This window comes from Catenuloplanes indicus (assembly GCF_030813715.1).
Taxonomy (GTDB): domain Bacteria; phylum Actinomycetota; class Actinomycetes; order Mycobacteriales; family Micromonosporaceae; genus Catenuloplanes; species Catenuloplanes indicus.
On record NZ_JAUSUZ010000001.1, the window covers coordinates 1,193,503 to 1,208,024 of the forward strand.

Here is a 14,522-nt window from a genome sequence, read left to right on the forward strand (position 1 = left end):
TGAAGCCGGGCCGGCGGGGAAGCCCGTGGTGTGACGGACAGGCACGCCGGGAGGGCGACGACATGACGACGCTGGTGCAGGAGACGTACGGGTTCAACGCCCCGGCGGAGGTGGTGTTCGGCGTGCTCACCGACCCGGACAGGATGACCCGGTGGCTGCCGGTGGGCGTGACGGCCGAGCCCGTGCCCGGCGGCCGGGTGCGGGTGCGCAGCGGGCAGGACGAGACCGAGTACGACGTGGAGATCGACCCGGAGCGGATGGAGATGCGCTGCCGCACCGCGGACGACACCGGCCCGCACGCCTCCGCCCGGGTCGGCGACGCCCCGGCCGGCGGCAGCGAGCTGCGCGCCGAGGTGACCGCGCCGGTCAGCGAGCAGCGGCTGCGCACGCTCCTCGAGGAGACCATGACCCACCTACGGCGCGACGTCAGCGACAACTTCACCGCCGGCTGACCGCGGCCCGGCATCACGGTCCCGAGGCGTGATGCCGGCGGTGGCCGTCAGGCGGCGACCGGGTGGGTGCGGCTGCGTTCGGTGACCCAGAAGTGGGCGGCCTGGAGGACGGTCTTGATGGGCTGGATGTCGGTGCCGGCCGTGCGGATCGCGCGGGCCGGGACCAGCGGGCCGTCCTCGGTGTCGGTCATCTCGCGCAGCCAGTGTCGCAGGTGGGACAGCAGGTTCTCGGCGGCGAAGATGCGGATCAGCTCGGTGCCGGCGGCGAGCCGGACGACCGTGCGGGCCGGGTCGGGCGCGGGGGCGCCGGCCCGCCAGGCGTCCAGCTCGGCGACCGTGTCGGCACCGGCGAGGTAGGCGGTCAGCTCCTCCCCCAGCGCGGCCGCGCACCGGCCGGCGAGGACGGGCAGCTCGATCGTCGCGTGAAGGACCATGCCCCGAGCGTACCCATCGATGCCCGCTCACGAAACGGCCGAAGGTCCCGGGTCGCCGCGGTACCAGAGCGTGGCCTGGTCGGCGAGGACGGCGAGCGCGGGGGCGCCGCCGTCCAGCGCGGCCATGAAATCGGCCCACGAGTCGAGGACGTAGCCGCCGGTCTCCGGGGGAGCGGTCCCGGTCAGGTAGTTCGGCAGCAGCACCGCGTTCTGCAGCAGCCAGGACACGTACCGGCCGTCGGCGTCCCAGCCGGGGACCGCGCACGTCTCGGCCAGGTGCTCGCGCAGCGACTCGGCGTCGTCCCAGCGCAGCATCTCGGACTTGTGGGTGAGGCTGGAGATGTGCGGGTTGTAGAGCTGCGCGATCCCGAACCGGTACATCTCCCGCCACTGCTGCCAGAACAGCGCGTCGTCCCGGGTGCCCAGCGTCATGATCGAGTGGGCGGGACGGTCCAGGAGCAGATGATGCAGGTACGCCCACATCGTCATCGGCGTCAGCAGCCGGTTCGTGTTGCGGCGCAGCAGGGCCTGGACGATCTCCCAGGCGCGCGGCTCCAGCTCGTGCGCGGCCACGTTCGGCACCGCCTTGATCGCGGACAGCACGCTGTACAGCGACGGGTTGTGCTCGCCGTAGAACTCGCGGGCCACGGTCCACGGGTCGACCGGCCGGAGCAGCTGTTCCGGGCCGTGCGACTCGTGCTGCTGCAGGATGAACTCGGACAGCGACACGAAGTCGACGTCCAGACCGGGCGCGGTGGCGCCGATCCAGCGACGCAGGTCGGCCTCGAATCCGGCGCCGGTGACCCGCGGGTCGCGGATGCCGAAGTCGTCCAGGCAGACCAGCAAGCTCGCGCCCCGGCTGGCGAGCGCGCCCGCGACCAGCGCCTGTGCCATGTGGATCACCGAGGTGCGGGCGCGCAGCCGTACCGGCCAGAAGATCAGCGACGGGGTGCCGGTGTCGGCCGGGGAGAACTGCCAGCCGAACCGGCGCTCCAGCTGCCGGATCAGGCCGAGGAAGCCGTCCGGCGGGGTCGCGGCCGGGTGCGAGACGAACTCCCGCTCCCAGATCGGGTGCCGGTGCCGGTGCCGCGGGCCGGACGTACGCGGCACCACGGTCACGCCGACGCGCGCGGCCAGCCCGGACAGCAGCCGTTCCGCGTCCACGCCGGCGAAGCACTCGACCTGGGTGACGCCCTCGCCGCGCAGCTGCTCGGCACGCCGGGCCGCGCCGTCCGGGTCGTCCGGATGCAGCGCCCACAGCACCGTGACCGGCCGGTGCCGGGTCACCTCGGCCAGCGCGGACGTGATCGTGCCGGCCCAGTCGCTGCTGCCGATCACGCACACGGTGTCGCCGGTGATCAGGTCCGCGACCGGGCCGATCGTGGGCTTGCGGGAGAACCGGGCCGGGTCGTGCACCAGCGGCGTACGGTCACCGGTCACCACCGGGCGCCAGAACCCGTGCAGGTGGAAGACCCGCACCGCGCCGTCGTACGCGTTGTTGCGGTCCCAGCGGCCGTCCACGTCCAGCGGTGTGGTGATCGCCCGGCCGCTGGCGGTGCGGATCGCGACCTCCAGCTGCGGGTCGAAGTTCGTGGTCAGCACCCGGTTGTCGAACGCGCCGGGCAGCCCGGCCAGGACCGCGCCGAGCGCCTCGACCGCGGGCGACAGCGTCCACGAGCCGAGGTCGTTCTCCAGGTCCTCGCCGAGTTCCGCGGTGACGCGCTGCCACAGCCCGTGCGTGGCCAGCGGGCCGGCCAGCCGGTCCGGCGGCCGGTACTTCTCCAGCACGGCCTGCTGCGCGATCACGTCGAAGCCGTCGCCGCCGACCCAGTTCGCGAAGATCCGCCGGTACTCCGTGTACAGCTCGGTCGGTGCGCCGTCGCCGCGGCGGGCCCGGGCCAGCGCCAGCATGCGGGTCAGGTCACCACCGTCGCTGCGGCCGACCGCGTACTGTTCGGCCAGCCGCAGCACGTCGGCGACGCCGGGCGTGGCGTCCGCGCCGATGCCGGAGCCGAGGATCAGCGTGATCTGCTCCTCCCGGCGGAACGATTCGTACAGCCGGTCCGCGAGGATCTGCTCGGACATCACAGCTCTCCGCTCACGCCGGTGGTCTTTCCTGGGTACGGACGAGCGCGCCACTGTCCAAATAGGACTCTAGTTCGCCCGGCGCCCAGCCGAGGTAACCGCTGAACACGCGGATCCAGGCGAACGTGTGCCGCAGATCGTCCGGCGGCGCCGCCAGCGACAGGACGCCGAGCCGGTCCCGGATCGGCGTGAACCGCGGCGGCGGCGTCGCCTGCGGGCGCACCTGGGCCAGCGCGATGTAGCCGTCCCGGGCGACCGGCCCGCCGTACCGCACGGACTGGTCGGCCATCAGGTCGCGCCAACCGGGCCCGAACTCGTCCGGCAGCGGCGCGCGCCGCCCGTACAGGTCGACGCCGATCGCGCCGCTCTCGTCGTGCGCGAGCACCAGGATCCGGCCGCCCGCCAGGTCGCGGTCGGCGACGCCGGGGCCGCCGCGCAGCACCCGGCCGGCCAGGTTCTCCTTGCTCAGCGCCGCGTTGCGGACCAGCCCGAGGCTGCCGCCGGCGTTGCGTTCACGCAGCTCCGGGCGTTCGAAGCCGCGGGCGGTGAGCGCGGTGCGGACCCGGCGCCAGATCGCGGCCATGGTCAGCACCGGATCGCCGCCGGGAATGCCGTCGCGCAGCACGCGCAGCAGCTCGCCGGTGAACGCGGTGTACGGCTCGCCCTCCGGCGCGGCGGCCCGCCGGTTCGACGGCGCGGACACGAACAGGCAGGTCCGGTCCAGCTCCGCGACGTCCGCGACCTCGTCCGTGCCGGCCGGTGACTCGGCCGACATCAGGTTGTCCGCGCGGCCGGCGTAGCAGCAGTCCAGGATGACCGCGCGGCGGGCCGCGGGGCTGCCGGCGAGCGCGCGGCCGATCCAGTCGTACGGCAGGCCGGCCTCGTCCGGCACCTCCGGCTCGCACTCGGCCAGCGCCAGGATCAGCTGCCCGTTGAGCGGGTCGATCAGCCCGTGCCCGGCGTAGTAGACCAGCAGCAACCCACCCTCCGCGACCGACGCCGCGGCGGTCCGGATCACCCGGCCGACCTCGCGCGGGCTGGCCTCGTCCAGCACCACGTGGCAGTTCTCCGCCGGCACGCCCCACAGTGCCTCGTCGCGCAGCACCTCGGCCAGCGCGGCCACGTTTCCCGCCACGGACGGCAGCGACGGCAGCCGCGTGTAGGTGGTGGCCCCGATCAGCACCACCTGTGAGGCACCGGGATCGGCCAGGTCCGAGCGGGTCATGCCGGACTGCCGGCCGGACTGCGGTGACACCGAGCCGATGATTCCCCGCTCATGACCCGCCGAGCTCGCGCATCGCGGTGGCCACCGCGTCCGGGTCGGACGTCTCCAGCGTGATCGTGCGGCCGTCCTCGGTCTCCCGGGTGATCGTCACGACCGGGGCCGGGCGACGCGTGTCCCGCCACTGCGCGACGGCGAGGCCGAGCTGGACCAGCGTCAGTCCACTGCCGACGATCAGGCTGAGCATCTCGACGCCCACGCCCATCTCGTTGCCGCCGGCCGTCTCCGCGTACCGCAGGTCGCCGTGCGCGCGCACGGCACGCTCCTGCTGCAGCCACGATCGAAGATTCCGTACCTCGTCGGGGTCGTCGCCCTGCACCCGGAGCCGTACCCGCACCGCGTCGCTCTCCATCCGGCCACTGTATGGAAATCCGACAATAGCCGCCGCCCCGGGGTACCGGCCACATCGGCGACGGTCAGTGGCCGCACGCCGGGTAGCGTGGCTCCGCGTGACCGACGGACGTACCGGGCCGGCCGCCGCACTCGCCGCGCGGGTGCGCGCGGGCGTTCGTACCGCCACGGAGGTCGTCGAGGAGGCGCTGGACGCCGCGGCGCGGCTGGATCCGGTGCTGCATTTCCTCGCGTCGCTCGACGCGGCCGGCGCCCGTGCCGCGGCGGCCCGGCTGGTCCCCACCGGCCCGCTGGCCGGCGTGCCGTTCCTGATCAAATCGGGTACGTCACCGGACGCGCCGATCGTGACCCGGCTGGTCGCGGCCGGCGCGATCCCGATCGGCGTGTCCACCCGTGCCCGTCCGGGCTCCGCGGCCCAGACGCACGGCTGGAACGGCACCGACCACACCCGCAACCCGTGGGACCTGACCCGCTCCTCCGGCGGCTCGTCCGCGGGTGCCGCCGCGGCCGTCGCCGCGGGCGTGGTCCCGATCGCCACCGGCGGCGACAGCGGCGGCTCGCTGCGGATCCCGGCCGCGTTCTGCGGCGTGACCGGCGTCAAGGGCACCGCGGGCCGCATCCCCCGCTCCCGCCCGGACCTCGGCGGGCTGCTCACACCCGGCATCATCGGCGCGGACCTGTCCGACGTGGTCACCGCGACCGCGATCGCGTCCGGCCCGCACCGCCGCGACCCGTCCGCACTTCCGGTATGGACGCCGCCGGCCGCCGGCGGCACGGCACGCGAGTGGCGGGTCGCCTACCTGCCCGGCCTCGGTGGGGTCCACGCGACGCCGGAGCTGGATGCGGTGGTGCGGTCGCGTCTGGTGGTGCCGGGGATCGAGGTCGCCGCCGAGGCGCTGGAGCTGCTGCCGGTCGCGGACGCGTGGGCGGCGCTGTACGCGGCCGGCAGCGGCGCGGCCGAGGTGCCCGGACCGGCGCTGCGGGCCGCCGCCGAGGTCCGTCACCGCAACGCGGCCGCGCTCGCCGATCTCTTCGAGTCGGTCGACGCGCTGGTCACACCGGTCACGCTGACGGTCGCGCACGGCTTCGCCGGGCCACCCGCGGGCCCGTTCGTGGGTGATCCGTGCTGGCACCTCAACGTGACCGGTAACCCGGCGGTCAGCGTCCCGGCCGGCCTGGCCGCGGGGCTGCCGGCCGGGTTGCAGGTGGTGGCCGCGCACGGCCGCGACGACATCGCGGTGACGGTCGCCGCCCTGCTGACGGCACCGCTCCCCCGCCCGCCCGTGCACGCCTGACCCAGCGCCTGTCATCGCCCGCCCGGGATCTTCCGGCGCCGGTTCCGGATCCTCCGGCGTCGGTCGGCATCTTCCGGCGCCGGCCCGGCACGGAGCTCGGCCTGCCGCCGCCGGTGATCGGCGTGCCGCCCCGTCGCCGCATCGCCCGCCGTGCACATCCGCCCGACGCACAGGCCCGGGGACGTTGCCGCGTCCCCGGGCCGGTCCGGCGGACCACGGCGCGGGCCGCGATCTGCCGGACCGCCGGATTCCCCGGATCACCCGGGCCATGTGTGCGCGCCGGTCAGCGGACGCCGCCCATCAGCCGCCGCAGCGACGGGGCGAGTGCGGCCAGCGCCAGGCCGAGCACGATCGCGACCGCGCCCAGGATGCCGAAGTACGCGGTCTCGCGATCCGGGTCGTAGTAGCCGGCCAGCGTGCCGGACAGCGCGGTGCCGAGCGCCACGGACAGGAAGAAGAGCGCCACCATCTGCGTGTGGAACGCGTGCGGCGCCAGCTTCGTGGCCACGGACAGCCCGACCGGGGACAGCAGCAGCTCCGCGATCGTGAAGACGAACAGGATGCCGGTCAGCGCGAGCAGCGGCGCGCTCGACGGCCCGCCGCCGGCCAGCGGCAGGAACAGCAGGAACGCGACACCCATGATCGCCGTACCGGCCGCGAACTTGACCGGCGTGCCCGGCTGGCGGTCGCCGAGCCGGCTCCACAGCGCGGCGAACACGCCGGACAGCACGATGATGAAGACCGGGTTGATCGACTGGACCCAGGAGACCGGCATCTCCCAGCCGAACAGGTTCCGGTCCAGGCGCTGGTCCGCGTAGATCGTCACGACCGTGAACTGCTGCTGGTAGAGCGACCAGAACGCGGCGCTGGCGATGAACAGCGGGATGAACGCGAGCACCCGGCGGCGCTCGACCGGCGTGACCGTGCGCGCGGTCAGGATCACCGCGAAGTACGCGATCGCGGCGAGCACGCTGGCCGCCACCACTACGTCGGAGAGCCGGTCGGTGAACAGCACGAGCACGGCCGCGACCAGCGCCGCCACCGCGACGCCGACCACCGGCACCAGTGGGCGCGCCCGGGCCGGCAGCGGATTCGGCACCTCGCGCGCGGCGGCGGGCAGCCGGCGGCGGCCGAACGCGTACTGAATCAGGCCGGCCGCCATGCCGACCGCGGCCAGGCCGAAGCCCCAGTGGAAACCGGCGCGCTGCTGGAGCAGGCCGGTGGCGAGCGGGCCGATCAGCGCGCCCACGTTGATGCCGAGGTAGAACAGCGAGAACCCGGCGTCGCGGCGCTCGTCGCCCGCCGCGTAGAGCGTGCCGACCAGCGACGTCGCGGTGGCCTTGACGCCCCCGCTGCCGATCGCGACCAGGATCAGGCCGGCCGCGACCCCGGCCAGGCCGGGCAGCACCGCGAGCGCGATGTGCCCGGCCATCACCACGACCGCGCTGGCGAACAGCGTGCGTTCCGCGCCGAGCACCCGGTCGGCCAGCCACGCGCCGAGGATCGTGGAGAGATAGACCGAGCCACCGTACGCGCCGACGATGCCGGTCGCGGTGTCCTGGCCGATGCCGAGCCCGCCCTCGGCCGCGGAATAGTACAGGTAGATCAGCAGGATCCCCTGCATGCCGTAGAACGAGAACCGTTCCCACAGCTCCACCCCGAACAGGTTGGCCAGCGCGCCCGGCTGCCCGAAGAAGCCGCGCTTCTGCTCCGTCTCCGTCATACCGCCCGCATACCCCGGACGGTCGTCGATCACCCTCGACAGGTGATCGACTTTCACATCCGGTCACGGGTACGGCGTCCCGCGGCCTCCCGGGCTGCGCTGAGCGCCGTTTCCGTGCCTGACCTCGATCACCGCACCGCTCAGGGGCGCAGGGCGTCGCGGACCATGGCGAGGTGGGCCACGACGACCGGGGCGGCGGCCTTCGCGGCGTCGTGGACCGCGGGCGCGCAGCCACCGGTGAGTTCGCGCGCGATGTAGTCGAGCGTCTTCAGGTGCGCCTTCTCCTGCATGGCGAGCCAGGCCGTGTCGAACGCGGCGCCGTCCTGGGCCACCACCGCGGCCAGCTCGTCGCGCTGCATCTGGTTCGGCTTCGGCGGCAGCGTCACCCGGTGGTGCCGGGCCAGGTGCCGGACCGCGCGGTCCAGGCGCGCGTGGTCCGGGATCAGCATGGCCGCGATGTGCCGCACCTCCCCGGATTCCGACTCGGCCAGCGCGGCCCGGCCGGCGGCCTGCTCGGCCAGGTTGCCGCGGTGCGCACGGACCAGGTACTTCACGTCCTCGGCGCAGACCTTCCCGGGCGAGGCGGCCGGCTCGGCGGACGCGGGCGCACCCGCGGTGAGCACGGCACCGGCCAGCAGCGCGGCGGTCAGCGTGGAAGTGATTCGCATGATGTGTTCCCCCGTGTACGGGCGGCGTGCCGACCACGCCGCCGGGCCGCGAGTACCCGAGTCTTCGCAGGTCAACCCGGTGGGGTTCAGTGGTGACCACCGCGGAACGGACAGGGAGGCCGCCCGCGGCCGACCGGTGCCCGCGGGAGCATGCGGACCGCGACCACGCCGGAAGCGGGCAGATCCGAATTTGATCGTTGATCTTCAATGTTTCATGAGCCGGCTCCGGGATCGGTCCGTTGGTGACGGGTGTGAATACTTTTCGGAGGAAGGCGCTGCTGGCCGCGCTGGCGGCGGCGCTGGTGCTGGGGCCGGCCGGGTTCGTGATGATCGCACGGGACGGTGCGGTGGCCGCGGTCGCGGATCTGGCCGATCCGGCGCTGAAGGACGTCGCGATGCGGCTGGTGTCGAGCGCGGAGAACTCGTCGCTGGACTGGCAGGAGCAGTACGGGTACATCGAGGACATCGGGGACGGGCGCGGGTACACGGCCGGGATCATCGGGTTCTGCTCCGGGACCGGCGACATGCTCGCCGTGGTCGAGCGGTACACGTCGGCGGCGCCGGAGAACGTGCTCGCGGCGTATCTACCGGCGCTGCGCGCGGTGAACGGCACGGACTCGCACGACGGCCTCGACGGGTTCCCGGACGCGTGGCGAAAGGCGGCGGCGGATCCGGCGTTCCGGGCGGCGCAGGACGCGGAACGGGACGAGACCTACTTCGCACCGGCGGTCGGGCAGGCGAAGGAGGACGGGCTGCGGGCGCTCGGGCAGTTCGCGTACTACGACGCGATCGTGATGCACGGGCCGGGTGCCGGGCTCGGCGACATCCGGTCGGCGGCGCTGGAGGCCGCGGAGCCGCCGTCGCAAGGTGGGGACGAGACGGCGTATCTGGAGGCATTCCTGGACGCGCGGGTCGCCGCGATGCGGACCGAGGCGGCGCACCGCGACACCGGCCGGGTGGACACGGCGCAGCGGGTGTTCCTGCGGGACGGCAACCTGGATCTGACGCCGCCGCTGCGGTGGGAGGTGTACGGGCTGCCGTTCGAGATCGCCGCGCTCGGGCCGGCGTCGTCGGACGGGGTGTTCGTGCATCCGGGCGTGCTGGTCGGCGCGGAGCGGCTGGCCGCGATGGACGCCCGGTCCGCGGCGTTCGACGACATGATGGCCAGCCGGTACGCGTCACTGGACCGGACGCCGACGCCGCGCGCGACCGTGGAGTGCGGGTCGTACTCGCGGCCGAACCACGGCTGCACGGACGAACGGGAGGACGCGATCGCGGCGTACACGCTCGCGCTGGCCTGGCACGTCACCCGCGACGACCGGTACGCGATGGCCGCCATCACGATCATGGACGCGTGGTCCGCGACGCTGGAACGGCACACGAACAGCAACGCGCCGCTCCAGGCCGGCTGGGCCGGATCGGTCTGGCCGCGCGCCGCCGAGATCATCCGGTACGGGTACGGCGACTGGCCGGCGGCGGAACGGTTCGCCACCATGCTGCGCGACGTGTACCTGCCGACCGTGATCAAGGGCTCGTGCAGCAACGGCAACTGGGAACTGAGCATGATCGAGGCGGCCGTCGGCATCTCCGTGTTCCTCGACGACCGGTTCAACTACGAGCGCGCGATGGCCATGTTCGCCGAGCGCGTGCCCGCCTACCTCTACCTCTCGTCGGACGGCCCGGCGCCGGTGTCCGTGCCGCGATGCGGCGACTCCCGCTGGCACGGGCAGCGGACGTTCGTCGACGGGCTCGCGCAGGAGACGTGCCGCGACTTCACGCACACCGGATACGGCATCTCCGCGATCACCCACGTGCTGGAGACCGCCCGCCTGCAAGGTCAAGACCTGTGGCCACGGTACGGCGAGCGGGTGCGCGCCGCGCTGGAGTTGCACGCGCGGTACCAGCTCGGGGCGCGTGTCCCGGCCAGCCTGTGCGGCGGGGAGCTGACGCTCGGGCTCGGGCCGATCGCGGAGGTGGGCTACGCGGCACTCGGGGCGCCGGACCTGCCGCACACCGCGGAACTGGTCGCGCAGAGCCGGCCGGCCGGCACGAACAACCTGTTCGTGGCGTGGGAGACGCTGACCCACGGCTGACCGTTTCCGGCGTGTTCGGGGTCTCGGTGTGCGTTCGGGGTCTGCGGGTGTGTCCGGGGTCTCCAGGGGCTCTGCTCGGGATCGGGGTGATGCGGCCGATACAGCGGTCGCATCCCCCTTGCACGCGTGACCTCATGCCCTGGAGGCATCGACATGGATTCGTCCCGGCGCAACCGGTTCGACGATATGAGCTTGAACAAGAAGATCCTGACCGCGGTCGTCACCGGCGTGCTGGCCGCCGGTGTGGTCGGTGGCGTCGGCCTGCTGAAGCTGCACGAGGCCGCGCAGTCCGCCGACCTGATCTACGAGAGCAGCGTCGCGAACATCAGGTCGGTCAGCGAGATCAAGTCGGAGATCTACAAGGCCCGCCTCGCCGCCGCGAACGAGGCGATCTCCCGGACCCCCGCCGACCGGGAGAAGTACGCCGCCGAGTTCCAGAAGCACGTGGACGCGTACGTCGCCGCGATGGCCGGCTACCGCGACGGCGACCCGGCCGGCAGCCCCGACACGATCGACGACCTCGACGCCGCCTGGCAGAAGTACCTGACCGTGGCCGAGAGCGACCTGCTGCCCGCCGCCGCCAGCGGCGACGTGGCCACCTGGGCCGCCGTCCGCGACGCGAACGTCAGCCCGCTGATGAAGGAGGTCGACGCCAACCTGGCCGAACTCGACGCCGCCGAGACCGCCGACGCCGCCGCCAAGGCCGCCGCCGCCACCGCCGGCTACTCCTCCGGCCGCCTCACCTCGATCATCGTGATGATCGTCGGTGCCGTGGTGGCACTGGGCCTGGGCGTGCTCGTCTCCCGCCGGATCGTGCGCGCACTCGTCAGCGTGAAGTCCGTCGCCGAGGGCCTGGCCATCGGCGACCTGACCCGCTCCACCGGCGTGACCTCCCGCGACGAGACCGGCGCGATGGCCGCCGCGCTGGACACCGCCGTCGGCAACCTGCGCCGCACGGTCCAGACCATCGACGGTTCCGCGACTTCGCTGGCGAGTGCCGCGGAGCAGATGAGCAGCACCGCCGCGCAGATCGAGGACTCCGCCACCGAGGCGTCGATGCAGGCCAAGGCCGTGTCCGCCGCGGCCGAGGAGGTGTCCCGCAGCGTCGAGACGGTGTCGGCCGGTGGCGAGGAGATGGGCGCGTCGATCCGCGAGATCTCCCAGAACGCAGCCGAGGCCGCGCGGGTGGCCGCGGAGGCGGTCAGCATCACCGCGGTCACGTCGGAGACGATGAGCAAGCTCGGCGAGTCGTCGGCGGAGATCGGCAACGTGATCAAGGTGATCACCTCGATCGCGGCGCAGACGAACCTGTTGGCCTTGAACGCGACCATCGAGGCGGCGCGGGCCGGGGACGCGGGCAAGGGTTTCGCGGTGGTGGCGTCCGAGGTCAAGGACCTGGCGCAGGAGACGGCGCGGGCGACCGAGGACATCGGCAAGCGGGTCGAGGCGATTCAGGCCGACACGATTGGCGCGGTGGAGGCGATCGCGCAGATCTCCGCGGTGATCGCGCGGATCAGCGACTTCCAGACGACGATCGCGTCCGCGGTGGAGGAGCAGACCGCGACGACGGCGGAGATGAACCGCAGCGTGAGCGAGGCGTCGGGCGGGACGAACGAAATCGCCGCGAACATCACGATGGTGGCGCAGGCCGCCGAGACGACAAGCCGCGGCGTGGCGGAGACGCGCCAGGCGACCGGCGAGCTGGCGCGGATGTCCAGCGAGCTGAACGCTCTGGTGGCGGGGTTTCGCTACTGACGAGGACGGGCTGGCGCAATGCGCCAATCCCGCATGGTTGTGCCAGCCCGCCCCTCTGATAACAATGTTGTCCAGCACCGGGTTTGATAGAGAATTGGTTAGCTGGTTTCAGGGGCGCTGACCGGGTGGATCATCGCGTGTAGTGCTTTGGGCTCGGCGGGCGAGACACAGGGTCATTGCGTTGTCGGGTAGCCGCTGGTCACGGCGGTGACCAGGTCAGGGCCATTGCGTAGTCTGATGGCACAACTCTGAACTGCGGATTTGCGGGTGGAGTGGCCTCTGTGGAGGCAAAGATGGCGGGTGAGATCACGTCAGTGATCATGAAGTTCTCTACGCCCCACAAAGCCCCGAGCACCTCACCCACCGATGGCATCATCTCTCATCGCTGCACTGACCGTCACCGCACCCGCCGCCGTGACCCCACCCGCCTTGGTCACCGAGAGTGATCAGCACGGGTTGTTGGCTGCTCTGGCAGCGGTTCGGCGACCCGCGTGATCCGCGAGGGATCCGATATCCGCTGACCGCGGTCCTGGCCGTGGCGGTCTGCGCGGTCATGGCCGGCGCATCGTCATTCGCCGCGATCAGCGACTGGCTACAAGACCTCGACGAACACAGCCGTATCCGGCTCGGATTCACCGATGCCCTGCCGGCCGGCACGACCGTGTGGCGGCTGCTGATCAGGCTCGACGCACCGCTGCTGTCCGGCGTCCTCGCCGGCTGGCTGCGCACCCGGACCAGCCCGCCGAATCCGGCCACTGACACGCGACGACACCGGCGGGTGATCGCAGTCGACGGCAAAACGTTGCGCGGCGCCCGGCGTGACGACGGCCGCCAGGTCCATCTGCTGTCCGCCCTGACACCGGCACCGGAATCGTCCTGGCCCAGGTCACCGTCGACGCGAAAAGCAATGAGATCCCGGCGTTCGCGCCGTTACTCGACCGCGTCGAACAGGTCCTGGGCAGCCTGACCGGGGTGCTGTTCATCGCCGACGCCCTGCACACCCAGACCGGCCATGCCGACGAGATCGCCCGGCGCGGCGCTCACCTGCTCGTCCAGGTCAAAGCGAACCAACCGACCCTGTTCAAGCAGCTCAAACGACTGCCCTGGGCACAGATCCCGGCCGGGGATCGCACCCGCGACCGAGGTCACGGCCGCCGCGAGACCCGCACCGTCGAAGCCGTGACCCTCCGCCCGCCCGGCGGTATCGCATTCCCCCACGCCCAACAGGCCATCCGGATCACCCGCACCCGTGTCACCGCAGGCCGGACCAGCCGAGAGACCGCCTACCTGACCATTTCACTACCCACCGGCCACGCCAACGCCCGCGACCTGCAGACCTGGATCCGACGACACTGGCACATCGAGAACCGGCTCCATCACGTCCGCGACACCACGTTCCGTGAAGACCAGCACCAAGCCCGAACCGGCCACGGACCCGCCGTCATCGCCACACTCCGTAACACCGCCATCGGCTGGCACCGCACCACCGGCGCCACCAACATCGCCCGCGCCACCCGCCACGCCAACCGCCGCTCACACGACCTGGTCACCGCCGTGACCAGCGGCTACCCCGACAACGCAATGACCCTGCTCGCCCCCCCCCCCCCCCCGACCGCATATGCAAGCGCCACCAGCCTGAAAACGTTGATCTGTGTCGGTGCTCATAATCGGCTGACATCGACCGTGATAGCAACCCGTGCGATCAGCCACGCGCGCCAGTGCACCGCAGCTCCGAAGGATACGATGCACGAGGAGCTTCGACCACCGAACCTGACCGCTGGCGGATCCCCGCACGATTGAGCGAAAGCCGAAGCACACACCTCAGGTATACCATTTCAAGATTGTAGAATCGCCAGACCATCTACTCGACCAAGAATTCCACGGTGGACACCAAGAAAGGACCGTAGCCCATAGCCGTACCAATTTCTCGGAGATCTTCGTACTCAGCAAGCCCGATTGTGCAATTGCTAACGACAAGCAGCCTTAGAAGGAAGCGAAATGCAAGCTCGGGCCAAGCCCCCGAGTCAGCGTACTGATGGAGTGCTTCTACCGCCGCCGGAGAGCCCTGACCAAGGGCGCCACCGAGGCCCGATCGAGCAAGGCAATCCGACAGACGATCATGGAGTTGCCGAATTACCCGTAGCACCTCGCCCCCGCACGCCCTATAGCGCAAACCGGGTAACAGAGGCCTACTCTCCCTCTTCAGCCTCTCTTTACATTCTCCAAGAACCAGCCCAAGGAGACCCTCGCTAGACATTCCGGCTAGCCGAGGCTGATAATTCCCCATGGTGCTTGCAAACCAAAGACTCCCTACGTAGTCACCTCTCGCGTTCCATTCAATCATGAACGAGAGATCATCCGCCAGCGCCGCTAGATGCGCAGCA

The 14,522-nt window shown here is 71.8% G+C and carries 12 protein-coding genes; 6 read left to right on the plus strand and 6 right to left on the minus strand.

Annotated features, from left to right (window positions below; translation table 11 throughout):
* The first annotated feature begins 62 nt into the window (after window positions 1-62).
* Window positions 63-452 carry an SRPBCC family protein gene (locus tag J2S42_RS05670; protein WP_307235905.1) on the plus strand — a complete coding sequence of 130 codons (390 nt, stop codon included), beginning with the start codon at window positions 63-65 and terminating at the stop codon, window positions 450-452.
* Between the two features lie 47 nt (window positions 453-499).
* On the opposite strand, the gene J2S42_RS05675 is transcribed toward J2S42_RS05670, so the two are convergent.
* The 4 genes from J2S42_RS05675 to J2S42_RS05690 are packed head-to-tail and all read right to left on the minus strand — an operon-like array spanning window position 500 to window position 4,605.
* Window positions 500-886 (minus strand): hypothetical protein, encoded by a 387-nt coding sequence (locus tag J2S42_RS05675; protein WP_307235907.1) that lies wholly within the window; start codon window positions 884-886, stop codon window positions 500-502.
* A gap of 27 nt (window positions 887-913) precedes the next feature.
* Complete coding sequence (locus J2S42_RS05680) at window positions 914-2,971, minus strand: SIR2 family protein (RefSeq protein WP_307235909.1); 2,058 nt, start codon at window positions 2,969-2,971, stop codon at window positions 914-916.
* Window positions 2,972-2,984: 13 nt separating this feature from the next.
* Window positions 2,985-4,226, minus strand: coding sequence for a YqgE/AlgH family protein (locus J2S42_RS05685; protein ID WP_307235911.1), 1,242 nt, complete (start codon window positions 4,224-4,226; stop codon window positions 2,985-2,987).
* A 19-nt stretch (window positions 4,227-4,245) separates the two neighbouring features.
* Window positions 4,246-4,605: an effector-associated constant component EACC1 gene (locus J2S42_RS05690; protein ID WP_307235914.1), complete on the minus strand. Its 360-nt coding sequence runs from the start codon at window positions 4,603-4,605 to the stop codon at window positions 4,246-4,248.
* 97 nt (window positions 4,606-4,702) lie between these two features.
* Here J2S42_RS05690 and J2S42_RS05695 point away from each other — a divergent pair, with 97 nt between their 5' ends.
* Window positions 4,703-5,899 (plus strand): amidase family protein, encoded by a 1,197-nt coding sequence (locus J2S42_RS05695; RefSeq protein ID WP_307235916.1) that lies wholly within the window; start codon window positions 4,703-4,705, stop codon window positions 5,897-5,899.
* Window positions 5,900-6,182: 283 nt separating this feature from the next.
* Here the strand turns inward: J2S42_RS05695 and J2S42_RS05700 are convergent, their stop codons facing one another.
* Together J2S42_RS05700 and J2S42_RS05705 are read right to left on the minus strand one after the other, a co-directional pair.
* Entirely contained in the window at window positions 6,183-7,622 is a 1,440-nt protein-coding gene (locus tag J2S42_RS05700; protein ID WP_307235918.1) for a peptide MFS transporter, read from the minus strand.
* A gap of 140 nt (window positions 7,623-7,762) precedes the next feature.
* Complete coding sequence (locus J2S42_RS05705; protein ID WP_307235920.1) at window positions 7,763-8,290, minus strand: DUF4142 domain-containing protein; 528 nt, start codon at window positions 8,288-8,290, stop codon at window positions 7,763-7,765.
* Between the two features lie 251 nt (window positions 8,291-8,541).
* Here J2S42_RS05705 and J2S42_RS05710 point away from each other — a divergent pair, with 251 nt between their 5' ends.
* From J2S42_RS05710 to J2S42_RS05725, 4 genes are all read left to right on the plus strand, one after another.
* Window positions 8,542-10,383: a chitosanase gene (locus J2S42_RS05710; RefSeq protein ID WP_307235923.1), complete on the plus strand. Its 1,842-nt coding sequence runs from the start codon at window positions 8,542-8,544 to the stop codon at window positions 10,381-10,383.
* 186 nt (window positions 10,384-10,569) lie between these two features.
* Entirely contained in the window at window positions 10,570-12,138 is a 1,569-nt protein-coding gene (locus tag J2S42_RS05715) for a methyl-accepting chemotaxis protein (protein ID WP_307235925.1), read from the plus strand.
* 535 nt (window positions 12,139-12,673) lie between these two features.
* Complete coding sequence (locus J2S42_RS05720; RefSeq protein WP_307235927.1) at window positions 12,674-13,105, plus strand: transposase family protein; 432 nt, start codon at window positions 12,674-12,676, stop codon at window positions 13,103-13,105.
* Complete coding sequence (locus tag J2S42_RS05725) at window positions 13,051-13,938, plus strand: ISAs1 family transposase (RefSeq protein WP_307248633.1); 888 nt, start codon at window positions 13,051-13,053, stop codon at window positions 13,936-13,938. The genes J2S42_RS05720 and J2S42_RS05725 overlap by 55 nt, the downstream gene beginning before the upstream one ends.
* Window positions 13,939-14,522: the final 584 nt, after the last annotated feature.